This is a genomic window from Flavobacterium aquidurense (genome assembly GCF_002217195.1).
Classification (GTDB): domain Bacteria; phylum Bacteroidota; class Bacteroidia; order Flavobacteriales; family Flavobacteriaceae; genus Flavobacterium; species Flavobacterium frigidimaris.
Genome location: NZ_MUGR01000016.1, coordinates 87,994 through 103,387, shown reverse-complemented (window position 1 = coordinate 103,387; position 15,394 = coordinate 87,994). Strand labels below are relative to the sequence as shown.

The 15,394-nt window shown below is 32.0% G+C and carries 15 protein-coding genes; 8 read left to right on the top strand and 7 right to left on the bottom strand.

The window, feature by feature from the left end:
• Positions 1 to 159: 159 nt before the first annotated feature.
• The 3 genes from B0A67_RS09115 to rnr are packed head-to-tail and all read right to left on the bottom strand — an operon-like array spanning position 160 to position 3,725.
• A complete protein-coding gene (locus tag B0A67_RS09115) occupies positions 160 to 837 on the bottom strand; it encodes a LysE family translocator (protein WP_072957616.1) in 678 nt (225 codons plus the stop codon).
• Between the two features lie 14 nt (positions 838 to 851).
• A complete protein-coding gene (locus B0A67_RS09110) occupies positions 852 to 1,520 on the bottom strand; it encodes a head GIN domain-containing protein (RefSeq protein ID WP_072957619.1) in 669 nt (222 codons plus the stop codon).
• A 24-nt stretch (positions 1,521 to 1,544) separates the two neighbouring features.
• On the bottom strand, positions 1,545 to 3,725 hold the full coding sequence (gene rnr / locus B0A67_RS09105) for a ribonuclease R (RefSeq protein WP_072957622.1): 2,181 nt from the start codon (positions 3,723 to 3,725) through the stop codon (positions 1,545 to 1,547).
• 199 nt (positions 3,726 to 3,924) lie between these two features.
• On the opposite strand from rnr, the gene B0A67_RS09100 reads away from it, so the two are divergent.
• Positions 3,925 to 4,158, top strand: a complete 234-nt coding sequence (locus B0A67_RS09100) for a DUF2007 domain-containing protein (RefSeq protein ID WP_072957625.1) — start codon at positions 3,925 to 3,927, stop codon at positions 4,156 to 4,158.
• Positions 4,159 to 4,789: 631 nt separating this feature from the next.
• Here B0A67_RS09100 and B0A67_RS09095 read toward each other — a convergent pair.
• Complete coding sequence (locus tag B0A67_RS09095) at positions 4,790 to 5,392, bottom strand: hypothetical protein (RefSeq protein WP_072957629.1); 603 nt, start codon at positions 5,390 to 5,392, stop codon at positions 4,790 to 4,792.
• Positions 5,393 to 5,625: 233 nt separating this feature from the next.
• Here B0A67_RS09095 and rpiB point away from each other — a divergent pair, with 233 nt between their 5' ends.
• On the top strand, positions 5,626 to 6,057 hold the full coding sequence (rpiB, locus tag B0A67_RS09090; RefSeq protein WP_056243646.1) for a ribose 5-phosphate isomerase B: 432 nt from the start codon (positions 5,626 to 5,628) through the stop codon (positions 6,055 to 6,057).
• A gap of 129 nt (positions 6,058 to 6,186) precedes the next feature.
• Here rpiB and B0A67_RS09085 read toward each other — a convergent pair whose 3' ends face one another.
• Positions 6,187 to 6,456: a DUF1294 domain-containing protein gene (locus tag B0A67_RS09085; protein WP_072957633.1), complete on the bottom strand. Its 270-nt coding sequence runs from the start codon at positions 6,454 to 6,456 to the stop codon at positions 6,187 to 6,189.
• 115 nt (positions 6,457 to 6,571) lie between these two features.
• Here B0A67_RS09085 and B0A67_RS09080 point away from each other — a divergent pair, with 115 nt between their 5' ends.
• A complete protein-coding gene (locus B0A67_RS09080) occupies positions 6,572 to 8,695 on the top strand; it encodes a Tex family protein (RefSeq protein ID WP_072957636.1) in 2,124 nt (707 codons plus the stop codon).
• Between the two features lie 162 nt (positions 8,696 to 8,857).
• On the opposite strand, the gene B0A67_RS09075 is transcribed toward B0A67_RS09080, so the two are convergent.
• The gene (locus B0A67_RS09075; RefSeq protein WP_055096778.1) at positions 8,858 to 9,046 is read right to left on the bottom strand and encodes a Sec-independent protein translocase subunit TatA/TatB; all 189 of its coding nucleotides are present in this window, start codon (positions 9,044 to 9,046) and stop codon (positions 8,858 to 8,860) included.
• 210 nt (positions 9,047 to 9,256) lie between these two features.
• On the opposite strand from B0A67_RS09075, the gene B0A67_RS09070 reads away from it, so the two are divergent.
• The 5 genes from B0A67_RS09070 (at position 9,257) to B0A67_RS09050 (ending at position 14,581) form a co-directional block, all read left to right on the top strand.
• Positions 9,257 to 9,757 carry a peptidase gene (locus B0A67_RS09070; protein WP_072957639.1) on the top strand — a complete coding sequence of 167 codons (501 nt, stop codon included), beginning with the start codon at positions 9,257 to 9,259 and terminating at the stop codon, positions 9,755 to 9,757.
• An 11-nt stretch (positions 9,758 to 9,768) separates the two neighbouring features.
• Entirely contained in the window at positions 9,769 to 11,253 is a 1,485-nt protein-coding gene (locus B0A67_RS09065; protein WP_072957642.1) for a GH3 auxin-responsive promoter family protein, read from the top strand.
• A gap of 6 nt (positions 11,254 to 11,259) precedes the next feature.
• Positions 11,260 to 11,649, top strand: coding sequence for a hypothetical protein (locus tag B0A67_RS09060; RefSeq protein WP_207557321.1), 390 nt, complete (start codon positions 11,260 to 11,262; stop codon positions 11,647 to 11,649).
• A 119-nt stretch (positions 11,650 to 11,768) separates the two neighbouring features.
• Positions 11,769 to 13,448 carry a DUF6909 family protein gene (locus tag B0A67_RS09055; protein ID WP_072957645.1) on the top strand — a complete coding sequence of 560 codons (1,680 nt, stop codon included), beginning with the start codon at positions 11,769 to 11,771 and terminating at the stop codon, positions 13,446 to 13,448.
• Positions 13,449 to 13,597: 149 nt separating this feature from the next.
• Complete coding sequence (locus tag B0A67_RS09050) at positions 13,598 to 14,581, top strand: UDP-glucuronic acid decarboxylase family protein (protein ID WP_072957648.1); 984 nt, start codon at positions 13,598 to 13,600, stop codon at positions 14,579 to 14,581.
• 67 nt (positions 14,582 to 14,648) lie between these two features.
• Here the strand turns inward: B0A67_RS09050 and B0A67_RS09045 are convergent, their stop codons facing one another.
• On the bottom strand, positions 14,649 to 15,179 hold the full coding sequence (locus B0A67_RS09045; protein WP_072957651.1) for an ORF6N domain-containing protein: 531 nt from the start codon (positions 15,177 to 15,179) through the stop codon (positions 14,649 to 14,651).
• Positions 15,180 to 15,394: the final 215 nt, after the last annotated feature.

Here is a 15,394-nt window from a genome sequence, read left to right as displayed (position 1 = left end):
TTCGCAAGTAACTCCGTAACTATTGTCCAATCTTTGTCGAGCTTCTCGCGAGGATTTCTCCTTCGTCGAAATGACAAACTAGACGATTACATGTACTTATAAACATAAAAAAACCTCTGAAATTCAGAGGTTTAATCTATATTTTTGAGTTATTAACAACTACTTCTCAATCTTTTCAAAAGCATGTTTTACCATTTCTTTTTCTTTTGGAAACCAACCCTGGATAATTAAAACAAATCCAAAAACCATTAAAACAATACTAATAATTTTTTTTATTTTAAGAATATTCGTTGGTGTCATTTTAGATTTTAATTGCTTGGCTAATAATATCTTAATACAATCTACTACTAAATAAGTAATGATGACTGCAGTAAAAAAAGTAAACATTCTTGAATTTTGCATTTCTAATTTTGGTCCTACAGAAATGATAACAGCTAACCAAAAACCCAATACACCAATGTTAATAACGTTTAATATAAAGCCTTTTATAAACAAACTGCCGTAGTTTCTTTTTATAATATCGCGATCTATTGCTTCGTCATCAATTTTCTCTTCATTTTTTAATTTAACGAAAGAAATTATTCCATAAGCCAGCATAATAATTCCGCCAAAAATAAAAAGTGCGGGTTTATCTTTTAAACTCTGTATTAATCTGTAACTGCCTAAATAGGCGATTGCTATAAAAAAAATATCACCTAATACTACTCCAAGATCAAAAACTATTGCAGCTCTGAATCCTTTTGTAATACTGGTTTCCAGTAATATAAAAAATACCGGACCTACCATAAAACTTAAAAAAAGTCCCCATGGCAGTCCAGCCAAAATATCATTTATCATTCAAATACGATTTCTTATTTTACTTCTTCTATTTTACCTCCAAAAACCGTTTTTTGATTAATTTGTTTCGGTTTTCCATAAATGTAAATAGAGCCTCCTGCGCTTACTTTTGCATCAACAAGTGTAGAAGCATTAACATCTGCTTTTCCACCCGCAGAAACGCTTACTTTAGTCTGAGACGTGACTAATTTACTTCCAAGGAAATATCCGCCAGCTCCTAAACTTGCATCAAGGTTGGCTGCTTTACCTGTTGCGGTAATTTCTCCTCCCGAAACTGAACTTACTTTAAGTTTATCAACATCCAAACCTACATTAATTTTAGCGCCTTCTTGTGCACTTACTTTAAACGAAGTAGCTTTTATTGTTCCGTCACTTGTTACAGCTGCACCTTCATTAGCATCAATCAATTCTATATGTTTATAATACAGCGTTACCTGAAGATCATTTCCTGATAAAAGCTTAGGAAAAGGCATTCTTAATTTTAATATTCCATTTTTGTTTACAGCTTCCAGTTCGGCTTCTCTCGCTCCTTTTATAACAACTTTATTTTCAGATGACTGAACTAATTTCACACTTAGTTTATCGTAAACTTTTACAGTATCGAATTCACCTAATTCTTTGGTAACCTGACCAAAAGACATTTGAACAAATAAAATTGCCGCTCCTATAATTAACTTTTTCATACTTTTATTTTTTTAATTAAACCTCTATTCTGCTCTTCTTAAAAAATGAAAATCCAGTTGTTTTTTAACCAAATCTGCATTTTTAACTTTTACATATATTTCATCTCCTAATTGTAAAATACTGTTTGAAGTAGCTCCAACCAAAGCATATTGCTTTTCATCAAAAGTATAATAATCATCTTTTATTTCTCTGATTCTTACCATTCCTTCACATTTGTTAGAAACAATTTCAACATAAATTCCCCATTCTGTAACTCCTGAAATAACTCCAAGGAATTCTTCGTCCTGGTGATCCTGCATGTATTTAACCTGCATGTATTTGATACTGTCACGTTCCGCATTTGTTGCTAAACTTTCCATATTCGAACAATGCAAACATTTCGTTTCATACACTTCTTCGTCTACAGATGCTCCGTTATCCAGATAATATTGCAGCAAACGGTGTACCATAACGTCAGGATAACGGCGAATTGGCGAAGTAAAATGACTGTAATAATCAAAAGCTAAACCGTAATGACCAATATTTTCTGTCGAATATTTGGCTTTACTCATACTTCTAATAGCAAGAGTATCAATTAAGTTTTGCTCTTTTTTACCATTTACTTCTTCCATCAAAGCATTCAATGATTTCGAAATATCGCCTTTATTACGGAAATCTATTTTATAACCAAATTTAGCAATTACGGTTTGCATCGCAATAAGCTTGTCTTCATTTGGTTCATCGTGAATTCTGTAAATAAATGTTTTCTTTTGTTTACCAATGTATTCAGCCACTTTTCTATTGGCCAAAAGCATAAATTCTTCAATCAGATGATTGGCATCTTTAGAAACTTTAAAATAAACTCCTTCTGGTTCTCCTTGTTCATCTAAGTTGAATTTTACTTCGACTTTATCAAAAGAAATTGCACCATTGGCCATTCTTTTCTTTCTTAAAATCTTAGCTAATTCATCTAATTTTAAAGTAGCTTCGGTAATTTCATCAGACACAACATAAGATTCTCCAGTGATCGAAATATCAACAGGAATTGTATTGTCTTTTGTTTCAATGATATATTGTGCTTCTTCGTAAGCAAAACGCTGATCTGAATAAATTACTGTTCTTCCAAACCATTGGTTGATAACTTGTGCAGTTGGAGAAACTTCGAATATTGCTGAGAAAGTATATTTCTCTTCATTCGGTCTCAACGAACAAGCAAAATTAGATAAAACTTCCGGAAGCATTGGCACTACTCTATCTACCAAATAAACTGATGTTGCACGTTGATACGCTTCATCATCTAAAATTGTTCCTTCTTCAAGATAATACGAAACATCGGCAATGTGAATTCCTATTTCGAAATTTCCGTTTTCTAACTTTTTGAAAGACAAGGCATCATCAAAATCTTTTGCATCTTTCGGGTCAATAGTAAACGTAAGTGTATCACGCATATCACGACGTTTTGCAATTTCAGATTCCTGAATGGATGTATCTATTTTTTGTGCATAAACCTCTACTTCTACCGGAAAATCTGATGGCAAGCCATATTCAGCCAAAATAGCGTGAATCTCAGTATTGTGTTCTCCAGGTTTTCCTAAAACTCTGATCACAGATCCAAACGGACTATCGGCTCTTTTTGGCCAGTCTTCAATCGTAACCAAAACAACATCACCGTTTTCTGCTTCTCCAATTTTATCTTTTGGAATAAAAATATCGGTATACATTTTTGGGTTTGCAGTAGATACAAAGGCAAAATTGGCCTGAATATCAATAACTCCAACAAACTCTGTTTTATTTCTTTCTACAACTTCAATTACTTCACCTTCAGGTCTTTTCCCTTTTCTTCGGTTATAAACATAAACTTTTACTTTGTCTTTGTCTAAAGCACGATTCAGATTATTGGTTGGGATAAAAACATCTTCACTAAAATCAGGACAAACAAAATAAGCAGTTTTTCTACTGGTCATATCTATTGTTCCTTCGTAATAATCCTGACTCTCTGCTTTTACTAAATATTTGCCAGGTTCAGATTCTATAATTTTCTTTGAAGCAGCCAGAATTTTTAAATCTTTTATAATCTGGTTTCTGCTTTTTGTATCATCAAGTTCGAGCTTCGCTCCTATCTGTTTGTAATTAAATGCTTTATTAGGACTTTGCGATAAAATTTTTATTATTTTACTTGAGAAATCTTTCTCATTTTTTATCGGCTTTCTAATTTTCTTACTCATATATCTTTTCTTAAAAAGTTAAAATTACAAATAAGATATCAGATTATAGATTTTAACAAATAAATTATTAAAAATATAACTTTCAAAGGGAGATTTTATATTGATTTTTAAAGGTCATTTGTAATTCGAATATTCAAAATTCTTGCGAACGACAAATTTTTAGTAATGCTCATTTCGTATATTTACAAAAAGACCCTTTATGGAAAGCTTTAAAACCATTGCCATATTCAATTATCAGCACGAAACAATCGTTCTAAAGCACTTATTAGAGCAAGAACAGATTCCGTATTACTTTGAGAACGAAATGACCTTATCTGTCGTGCCAATGTACACCACTGCACTGGGTGGAATCAAACTCAAAGTTCATCCCAACGATTTCGACGAAGTTCAGCAAATTCTGGACAATCTTAATAACCCACTTAAAATTGTTTAAACTCATCTGTTTTTTCAATTTCAGGATTTTTTTTTCTTTTAAAATTTTCAAAGTTGTCAACATATATTAAATACAACAAAAAGAAAAATTTAAATTAAATTAATTTTTGTTTGTTATTATAGCTTGTTAATATGTGCTATAAATTTATTTTTAAAAGCATTGAAATGAAGTTTCTCTTACTTATCGTGAGTTATCAACATACTTATATTAAGTTAAACGATTAGTTTCTAAGACTTTTTCTATTTTAATTAACAATGGTTGACAACCTAAAATAGATTCATTTTGTAGATAAGTTCACATGTTGATATTTGTTGAAAATGGCATTTTTGATATTGATAACTTTTCCAAAAATTCATCAAACTTTATTAGGTTATTTCATTCCGGTTTTGGATTAGGTTTTTTTTCGACACAACCAAAAAAAACTTCTAATTTTCTATCTCAACTTATTAACAAATAATGTTAACTTAAAGTTAACTGAATATCAAGTAATTAGGTTTTGGTATTAACAATATAAAAAATTAACAAAATCTATGAATATTATTTATTGATTATGAGATACTTATAGAGTTGTTAATAATGTTGATAAGTGTTAAGTTTCTGATATTATGTAAGTTCTGATTGAGTTTATTTTTTATTCGATTCTATTTAAATTTTGAGGAATCTCATTTTGTTTATACTCTCCTAGTTTTCGATAAAATTTTCCATTAGGTTTTATAATAATGTAATTTCCACAATCAAAGTGATATTTAAAAAGAGTCTTTCTTATTAAATCATTTGTATCCTGGTAAACCTGTTTGTCTTTATATTTATAATCTTTCTGGGTGATAAAAAACTGATTTATAGTATTATTTTTGTCTAAGAATTTTTTGTAGGCTTTATCATTAACATAATAGTCAATACAGCTTCCGTTTGGTTCCGAATTATCTTTGTAATAAAAATTAATGATTATAGTTTTTGAAGAATCAATTTTTTTACCCGTTAGTTTTTCCAGCTCTATTTGAATTTTTACTTTTTCAGATGGCGATAAAACACCAAAATCATCTTTTCTTAAAAATCTTCCTATATAAGCAGTATCAACCTGGTAAGTAATTATTTCTAATTTTTTATCTTTTAATTTATTATTGAATTGGTCTTGCGTTATTGATTGATCATTTTCATCAAATAGAAACTGCGGTTTAGAATTCTCTTGTGAAAAACAATTTAAACTAAATAGAATAAAGATGATATATTTCATTTTTAATGTTTTTAAAATAGGGTTATACTTATTATATGTTTTTGAAAATCAAAATATTATATTTTTTAAAAATAGTAAAAAACTTATATATAAATCGTAAAAAAAGATTTATACATTGTAAATTATCTATTCTCATTATTTTTAATTTTAAGTAAAAAATAAACAAATCTATAGTAAAGTATATATCATATACTTTAAGTAAATTTGCAAAACACAACTTAATAGTATTTAAAATGAAAATTTCGATAGGAAACGACCACGCAGGACCAGATTATAAAAAAGCAATCGTTGCAATGCTTAAAGCAAAAGGATATGAAGTAACCAATTATGGTACAGATTCTGAAGATTCTGTTGATTATCCTGATTTTGGACACCCTGTTGCCAATGATGTATCTGAAGGTAAAGCTGATTTTGGAATTGTAATCTGCGGAAGCGGAAACGGAATTGCAATGACGGTTAATAAACATCCTAAAGTGAGAGCGGGTTTATGCTGGACTAAAGAAATTGCTTATTTAACACGTTTACATAATGATGCTAATATTGTGAGTATTCCGGCACGTTTTACATCTATCCCACAAGCGGTAGAAATTGTTGAAACATTCCTGACAACGGCTTTTGAAGGTGGAAGACACCAAAACAGGGTAAATAAAATTGCTTGTCAGTAAGTAAATAAAACGAGGTGCTTCGCGCCAATATAATATAAGTAAGCCGGGTGGATTTTTATAATTCATCCGGTTTTTTGTTTTTTAGTTCTATATTTCAGTTGATTACAGGGTTATTAACATTGTTAACAACTAGATTTTATTAGTTAATTTTAGATAAACCAATACAATTTGGAGTATAAAAATTATTCCAAATTTTATAATAAAAGAAGATTTACTCGTTTTATGTCTAAACAGGAGCATTGCTAGTAATAATCCGATTGAACCTCCAAAAAATGCAATTGTGAATAATGTATTTTCCGGAATCCTTTGTTTGTTTTTTCGGGCTTGATATTTATCATATCCGGCGAGAACAAAAACGAGGATATTTACAAATAAAAAATACAGTAATAAAACTTCCATAGGCTTAAAATTAAAAGCAAAGGTATTATTTTAGCCGGGTGATTGATTATCTGTTAATGGTTTTTAAAAAACAGATTATCACATTTTGTAATCAAGAAATTATTTCATTAAAAGTATGACTAATATTCAATTCATTGCCAAGACTGTTCAAACAGCAGCTATTAACATTCAAAATACGGTAAAATTATTAGAGGAAGATTGTACAATTCCGTTTATTTCCCGCTATAGAAAAGATACAACCGGAAATCTTGATGAAGTTCAGATAGAGAATATTGCTAAACTTCAGAAAGAATATGAAACAATTGTAAAACGTAAAGAAGCGGTTTTGAAATCAATAGAAGAGCAAAAAGCGCTTACGCCCGAATTGAAACAGAAAATTGAACAAAGTTTTGATTTACAGGAAATAGAAGATTTTTACCTGCCATATAAAAAGAAAAAGAAAACAAAGGCTGATGTTGCGCGCGAATTTGGTTTAGAGCCGTTGGCAAAAATTATTATGTCGCAGAATGATGTTGATGTTGATTTTGTTTCGACACAATATTTAAATGATAATGTTATTAATGAGGAAGCTGCAATTCAGGGTGCAAGAGATATTATTGCCGAATGGATCAACGAGAATATTTATGTTCGTAAGCAATTGCGAAGATTATATCAGCGCAAAGCAACAATTGGAACCAAAGTTGTAAAAAAGAAAATTGAAGAAGAAGGAGCACAGAAATTCAGTCAGTATTTTGATTGGGAAGAACCATTGACAAAAGCACCTTCGCATCGATTATTAGCTATGCTTCGTGCTGAAAACGAAGGTTTTGTAAAAATGAAAGTAGATGTTGATATCGATGAAGCTTATGATATTATTGATGAATTAATCATTAAAAAGCAAAACAGTACAACGGCACATTTGCAATTAGCGATTGAAGACAGTTATAAACGGTTGTTGAATCCGGCGATTGGAAATGAAACTTTACAAGAAGCAAAAGCAAAAGCTGATGCCAATTCAATTCAGGTTTTTGCGAATAATTTAGGACAACTTTTATTAGCACCGCCCTTGGGTGAAAAACGAATTCTGGCAATTGACCCGGGATTCAGAAGCGGCTGTAAAGTAGTTTGCCTGGACGAAAAAGGAGATTTATTATATAATGAAACGATTTATCCGCACGCACCTCAAAATGAGGAAACAATGGCAATTAAGAAAATTCGTTCGATGGTAAATGCATATCAAATTGATGCGATTTCTATAGGAAACGGAACGGCTTCGAGAGAAACTGAATTTTTTATCAAAAAAATTGCATTCGAGAAACCGTTGCAGGTTTTTATTGTTTCGGAGGCTGGAGCTTCGGTTTATTCTGCTTCAAAAATTGCACGTGAAGAATTTCCTAATTATGATGTAACGGTTCGTGGATCGGTTTCTATTGGGAGACGATTGTCAGATCCTTTGGCCGAATTAGTAAAAATCGACCCGAAAGCAATTGGAGTAGGACAATATCAACATGATGTAGATCAAACGAAACTTAAAGAAGAATTAGATAATACCGTGATTCGCTGCGTGAATTCGGTTGGAATCAATATCAACACGGCGAGTAAACATTTATTAAGTTATGTGAGCGGAATAGGAGAGAAGCTTGCAGAAAATATTGTACAGTATCGTTCAGAAAATGGTCCGTTTGAAGACAGAAAACAGCTAAAAAAAGTGCCTCGTTTAGGTGAGAAAGCGTATCAGCAAGGCGCAGCTTTTATCAGGATTTCGAATGCAAAAAATCCGCTGGACAATTCTGCAGTACATCCTGAAGCTTATCCTGTTGTTGAAAAGATGGCAAAAGATTTGAAACTTTCAGTAAACGACCTAATCGCAAACAAAGAGAAAACAGCCTTAATTAAGGTTGAAAACTATATTACACCTGAAATAGGTTTACTAACCTTAAAAGATATCATAAAAGAGCTTGAAAAGCCAGGGTTAGACCCAAGAAAGTCAGCTAAGGTTTTTGAATTTGACGCAAACGTAAAATCGATTAAAGATTTAAAAACCGGAATGATTTTACCGGGAATTGTGAATAACATCACCAATTTTGGCTGCTTTGTTGATATCGGAATCAAAGAAAGCGGATTGGTTCATATTTCTCAATTAAAAGCCGGTTTTGTGAGTGATGTAAACGAAGTAGTTAAGCTTCATCAACATGTTGACGTTAAGGTTACAGAAGTTGATGAAGACAGAAAGAGAATTCAGTTGACGATGGTACTTTAAAATTTTTAAAAAATAAATTCCAATTGGATAGAGAAATATTGATACAAAAACTCCCAAATTATAAACTATAATTTGGGAGTTTTGTTCTTAAGCTTATTTATAAAAAATTAAAACCCCAAACTACAATTGTAATTTGGGGTTTATAATACGAATATTAAATTCTTATTTAATTTCTTCTTCTTCTTTTTTAACAGAAGGCGCAGGTGGAGTTTGATCGTCTTTAGCAGCGTTCTTAAATTCCTTAATACCACTTCCTAAACCTTTCATTAATTCCGGAATTTTTTTACCTCCAAAAAGTAATATCACAATACCTACTATTACGAGGATTTCTGTAAGACCTAATCTTCCCATGATTGTATATTTAATGCCGAAGCAAATTAATTTCTAAATAATACCGCAAAGGTATATAGAAATATACGAAGAAGAAGTGTTTTTGGATTAAAATATTCGTATCTATTTGCGTTAAATATTTTATAAAATGATGAAATAACGGAATCCGTTTATTTTTATCGGGCATTAACAAGATGATTAATTATTATATTTGCTTGTATAAATAACCTAATGACTAAGAAAAAATTTAATTTCAGAAAAAAATTATTCATCAAAAACCGATTGGTAATTTTGAATGAAGACACTTTCGAAGAAATTTTCTCGTTTAAACTTAACTTGATGAATGTTTTCGTAACGTTCACATTGGGAGGGATTTTTTTAATTTTAATTACCACTTTCATCATCGCTTTTACGCCTTTGCGCGAATTTATTCCGGGATATTCTTCTACTGAATTAAAAAAGAATGCAACCGAATTAGCCATTAAATCAGACTCTTTAGAAACTGCTTTGAAGAAAAATGAAGCTTATATAAAAGGGATACAGAAAGTATTAACAGGCGAATTGGAGTATGCAAAATTCAATAAAGATTCGATTTTAGCGGAAACTGATGAGCATTCTGATGTAAATATGAAAGCTTCTGAAGAAGAACTTAAGCTAAGAGAAGAAGTGGCAAAGATGGAGAAGGAGCCAGGTGAAAAAACTCGAAATAAAAACAAAAGTGACAAGAAATAATACCATAAGAAATGTCTATTAAATCAGTAGCAGCAAAATTATTTGCCACCAAAATATATTATAAAACACAGGCTTGGGCCAATAAACCGGTAGAAACTCAGCACGCAGTATTTAAAAGTTTAATAAATAGTGCCAAAGAAACGCAGTTTGGTACAGATCATCATTTTGATAAAATAAAAACGGTTCATGATTTCAGGAAACGTGTACCGGTTCGGGATTATGAAGATTTAAAACCTTATATCGACAAAGTTCGAATGGGCGAAAAAAATATTTTATGGAAAGGGAAACCGCTCTATTTTGCCAAAACTTCAGGAACAACTTCCGGGGCAAAATACATTCCGTTGACCAAAGAATCAATGCCGTATCATATTGAAGCTTCACGAAATGCAATCTTACATTATATATACGAAACCGGAAATGCCGATTTTGTAGACGGAAAAATGATCTTCTTACAGGGAAGTCCAATTTTAATAGAAAAATACGGAATCAAATTTGGAAGATTGTCGGGAATCGGAGCGCATTTTGTACCCAAATATCTTCAAAAAAACAGGATGCCTTCGTGGGAAACCAATTGTATCGAAGATTGGGACACCAAAGTAAATGCAATTGTAGAGGAAACCATTGATCAGAATATGACCATTATTTCCGGAATTCCGTCATGGGTGCAAATGTATTTTGAGCGTTTACAGGAAAAAAGCGGCGGAAAGAAAATAGGGGACTTATTCAAAAACTTCAATTTGTTTATTTACGGAGGAGTCAATTATGAACCTTATCGTGCGAAGTTCGAAAAAATGATTGGGCGAAAAGTAGACAGCATTGAGTTGTTTCCGGCCTCTGAAGGCTTTTTTGCTTATCAGGATTCTCAAAAATCAAAAGGAATGCTGTTGTTGCTGAATTCAGGAATTTTTTATGAATTTATTAAAGCAGATGAATTCTTTACAGAAAACCCAAAAAGTTATACCATTGGTGAAGTAGAAACAGGTGTTAATTATGCTTTGATCGTTTCTACAAATGCCGGACTTTGGCGATATAATATTGGCGATACCGTTCAGTTTACCTCATTAGCACCATATAGAGTGATCGTTTCAGGCAGAATCAAACATTATATTTCTGCTTTTGGAGAACATGTTATTGCAAAAGAAGTAGAAAGCGCGATGAAAGAAGCGACAGCGGGAACCAAAATCGTAATCAACGAATTTACAGTCGCGCCACAAATAAACCCGTCAAGCGGATTACCGTATCACGAATGGCTGGTTGAATTCGAAAATGAGCCTGAAAGTATCGAAGCTTTCGCTGCAGCAATTGACGATTCGATGCGAAAACAAAATATTTATTACGATGATTTAATCACCGGAAATGTGTTGCGAAAAGTGGTGGTAACCAAAGTTTCTAAAAACGGATTTCAGGAATACATGAAATCGCAGGGAAAATTAGGCGGCCAGAATAAAATTCCAAGATTGTCGAATGACAGAAAGATTGCAGATAATTTGAAGTAGAGAAAATTGGAAAATCATATAGCATACGAGAAGGTTAGAAATCGAGAATGTGATTTTATAGTCGAATATCGTTTTTTTTCAGGAGAAGAGGGAGGTAGAAAAACTGGAAATCCTATTCAGGGTTATCGTTCAGATTTTATGTATTCCGGTGATGAAAATCTAAAAAAATTATGGATGATCTGGCCAGAATTTTTAGATAACGAAAATAATATCATTTTAGATAAAACTATACGTGTTCCAACTTCTGGTAAGGCAAAAATGTGGATATTAAATGAAACATTGTATGAATTACATAGAGAGAGAATTAAAATTGGATTAAAAGGTTTTTTTATGGAAGGGCCTCATAAAGTTGCGGAATGTGAAGTGATTGAAATTGTTAATCTTAGTTTAAAATAAATGTTATTAAATAATGACATGAGCAGATTTCAGTTGAATTAACATTTTTAATTCCTAATTTCGTTTAACAAAATACATATTACATCTTCACAAACAGAAGATTTTTAAAATAAAATAGCATGAAAGAAACCAAACATATATCAAGATCAAGAGCGCAGGAATCATCTGCGGCAATAGAAAGAATGTACATTACAATGCGCCATTTATTCAACCGTGGTTTTTATAAACCAATGGGAGTTTCGGGTGATGGCTTGCGTGAATCATTATTAGCCTTACGTCCGGAAATTTACGGAAATATAGGCGAAGAAAAAGTAGAACTTAACGGACTTCTGTATGTTATAGAACGTTTACCAATAGGTATTGAACAATGTCGATTTATCAATTTAACCTCTGATGAAGGATATTCTAAATCACATTTTGAGGCCATTGTTCCTCCAAAAAGACGAAGAAATTGTTATAGGATTGATGAGGAACAAATGAATGTTGAAATCACCCGAGGGCGTTCAGACATTTATGATATCCTGACGCATTTGACTTTTATTTTCATTGAATCTCATAAAATTAAAAACAGAGTTTTATTAGACGATGGCGGGGAAGTTTCCCGTGATTGGATGAAATTAGAGCAGGCCGTAATGCAAACTAAAAAATTGCCTTTAATTGAGAAAGAAAAAGCAATTTCGCATGTTGCCAATATATTAGGAAGAACTTTTGAAGAGGTTCTGGATATATATGAAGCATTTGGATCTGAAGAAACTCCGGACCGTTTTCTTCATGTTATTTATTGGTTAGGAAAGTTGGCAATCGAAGAAGTGGTTGACAATAATAAACGTACTATAACTTTTAGTCCTGTTCTTAGAGAACGTTTAGGACATCATATTCACGGCGAAATATGGGCAACCAATATCAAGGAGGTTTTAAAGACAAATAACCTGCTAAAACGCCCAATTCATGTAATAAGTGCCAATATGCACAGCGTTATGAATTCTATTTTTGCAACACCGTTGTTGAAAACGAAATTCAAGGACAAGTCTGATTTTTATATTTATGAAGAATTAAGCAAATCCGGAGCCAAAGAAATTAGAAGCCAGGTAGAAGAACTGGCATTAAAAAATGGTATGATTTCGCTGCCAGATAGTTCAGGGACTAATATCGATGTTCAGATTTTTGATACGGCAAAAATTGACTGGGCAAAAACGGGATTTCCAAAAGCAGCTCTTGATGAAGCTAAACCAGTTATTATTGTAATGGATTATGCTTTTGGTGAGCAGGCTTATGAAACTATCGATGAGTTATTAAAACCTTATAAAAAAGAAACGTTATTGAATGTAGCTTCAGTTTCAATAATGGGTAAAGCCGGAATTCTGGAAGGCGGAAAAGGTGATATCATGATCCCGACTGCACATATAAACGAAGGAACCGCGGATAATTATTTCTTCGAAAATGAATTAAAAGGAGCAATGTTTGAGGGAAATGATATTGCAGTTTTTGAAGGTGCAATGGTTACTGTTTTAGGAACATCACTACAGAACAGAGATTTATTGAAATTCTTTCACGAATCGACCTGGGGAGTAATTGGTCTTGAGATGGAAGGATCTTATTATCAGAAAGCCATTCAGTCAGCATCAAAAATTAGAAAAAGCGTACCACACGATATCAAAGTGCGTTATGCTTATTATGCCTCAGATAATCCTCTGGAAACAGGAAGCACCTTAGCTTCAGGCGGATTAGGAACAACGGGTGTAAAGCCTACCTATTTGATTACTATTAAAATTTTGGAACAAATTTTCAACGTAAAATAAATTGATAAATGATTATTTCAAAATAGTCACAATCAGTAAATATGAGACTAAGATTTATAAAACTGCCTAATTATTTTTAGGCAGTTTTTTTTTAGAATAGTTTCTATAATTTTCAAATCAGTTACATTTGCGATGTATAAATAATTAATATGAAAAGAATACTTATTACCGGAGCAGCAGGATTTTTAGGATCGCATTTGTGCGACCGATTCATAAAAGAAGGCTATTATGTTATTGGAATGGATAATCTGATTACGGGAGATCTTAAAAACATTGAACATTTATTCAAACTTGAAAATTTCGAATTTTATCATCACGACATCACGAAGTTTGTGCACATTCCGGGTGATTTAGATTATATTTTGCATTTTGCTTCACCCGCAAGTCCAATAGATTATTTAAAAATCCCAATTCAGACTTTAAAAGTCGGATCTCTGGGAACTCATAATCTTTTAGGTTTGGCACGAGTAAAAAAAGCGAGAATTTTGATCGCTTCAACATCTGAAGTTTACGGAGATCCATTGGTTCATCCTCAAACGGAAGAGTATTACGGAAACGTAAATACAATTGGCCCGCGTGGCGTTTACGATGAGGCAAAACGTTTTCAGGAATCAATTACAATGGCTTACCATACATTTCATGGAGTAGAAACCAGAATAGTGCGTATTTTTAATACCTACGGACCAAGAATGCGTTTGAATGACGGACGTGTAATTCCGGCTTTTATCGGACAAGCTTTACGCGGCGAAGATTTAACCATTTTTGGAGACGGAATGCAAACCCGTTCTTTTTGTTATGTTGATGATCAGGTCGAAGGTATTTTCAGATTATTGCATTCAGATTATGTATATCCCGTAAATATTGGTAATCCGGACGAAATTACAATTAAAGATTTTGCAGAAGAGATCATTAAATTAACGGGAACGAATCAAAAGGTAGTCTACCATCCATTACCAATAAACGATCCTTTACAACGCCAGCCAGACACTACAAAAGCAAAAGAATTATTAGGTTGGGAAGCAAAAGTAGATCGCGCTGAAGGAATGAAGATTACGTATGATTATTTCAGGTCGCTTTCAAAAGAAGAACTTTCAAAAGAAGAACACAAAGATTTTTCAAGTTATATAAAATAAAAAAACGGGCAAATATTCAATAAATATTTGCCCGTTTTCGTTTATAATGAGTTACTTAAAAAACGGCTTATTTTTTATATCCAATTTTCACCCGTTCACTTTCTTTTTCTTTCTTTTCAGTCAATTCGTCCAGATAAGAAAAAACCAATTCAATATTTTTATCGTGATTTTCTAACTTCTTTTGGATTTGAAGAATATCAACTTTAATTTCTGTTGTATCCAAAAGCATCTGTCTCACTTTGGTGAAAATGCGCATGATCTGTATATTGGTCTGAATTGCTTTATCGCTTTTTAGAACGCTGGAAAGCATTAAAACCCCATGTTCTGTGAAAGCTGAAGGTAAATATTTTTGATGTTCTCCTCTTCCTTTTTTTAAGGTCACAATTTGTGACCTTAAAGAATCGGATTCTATTTTAGTAAGTTCAAACATAAAATCCTCAGGAAATCGTGATAAATTTCTTTTAACAGCTTGTTTTAATGCCTTGGTTTCAATTCCGTAAAGAGAGGCTAAATCACGATCGAGCATCACTTTTTGATTGCGGATATAATATATTTTAGTAGAAATAGTTTCTTCAGAAAGTAAAGACTGATCTTCCATAGATTTTTAATTAAAAAAATCAAATGTAAGATTTTATTTATATTAAATATAAGATTGAAAATTTTTCTAGTGAAAGTGAAGTTTAAAATTCATTTTTAAATATAAAATAGAAATCATTTGCGAACTTAATTTTGATCAAAAAAAATAGCATCAAATTACTAACAAAGGAGAATCAACAAGTTTTTAAGATTTAATTATTTTTTACGTACAAAAGC

Excerpts from the sequence above, each read along its gene's own strand:
- B0A67_RS09110 (WP_072957619.1), bottom strand. The coding sequence starts at position 1,520 with ATGAAAAAGTTAATTATAGGAGCGGCAATTTTATTTGTTCAAATGTCT.
- rpiB (WP_056243646.1), top strand. The coding sequence starts at position 5,626 with ATGAAAATTTCGATAGGAAACGACCACGCAGGACCAGATTATAAAAAA.
- B0A67_RS09070 (WP_072957639.1), top strand. The coding sequence starts at position 9,257 with ATGACTAAGAAAAAATTTAATTTCAGAAAAAAATTATTCATCAAAAAC.
- B0A67_RS09075 (WP_055096778.1), bottom strand. The coding sequence starts at position 9,046 with ATGGGAAGATTAGGTCTTACAGAAATCCTCGTAATAGTAGGTATTGTG.
- B0A67_RS09045 (WP_072957651.1), bottom strand. The coding sequence starts at position 15,179 with ATGGAAGATCAGTCTTTACTTTCTGAAGAAACTATTTCTACTAAAATA.
- rnr (WP_072957622.1), bottom strand. The coding sequence starts at position 3,725 with ATGAGTAAGAAAATTAGAAAGCCGATAAAAAATGAGAAAGATTTCTCA.
- B0A67_RS09050 (WP_072957648.1), top strand. The coding sequence starts at position 13,598 with ATGAAAAGAATACTTATTACCGGAGCAGCAGGATTTTTAGGATCGCAT.
- B0A67_RS09080 (WP_072957636.1), top strand. The coding sequence starts at position 6,572 with ATGACTAATATTCAATTCATTGCCAAGACTGTTCAAACAGCAGCTATT.
- B0A67_RS09115 (WP_072957616.1), bottom strand. The coding sequence starts at position 837 with ATGATAAATGATATTTTGGCTGGACTGCCATGGGGACTTTTTTTAAGT.
- B0A67_RS09085 (WP_072957633.1), bottom strand. The coding sequence starts at position 6,456 with ATGGAAGTTTTATTACTGTATTTTTTATTTGTAAATATCCTCGTTTTT.
- B0A67_RS09055 (WP_072957645.1), top strand. The coding sequence starts at position 11,769 with ATGAAAGAAACCAAACATATATCAAGATCAAGAGCGCAGGAATCATCT.
- B0A67_RS09065 (WP_072957642.1), top strand. The coding sequence starts at position 9,769 with ATGTCTATTAAATCAGTAGCAGCAAAATTATTTGCCACCAAAATATAT.
- B0A67_RS09095 (WP_072957629.1), bottom strand. The coding sequence starts at position 5,392 with ATGAAATATATCATCTTTATTCTATTTAGTTTAAATTGTTTTTCACAA.
- B0A67_RS09100 (WP_072957625.1), top strand. The coding sequence starts at position 3,925 with ATGGAAAGCTTTAAAACCATTGCCATATTCAATTATCAGCACGAAACA.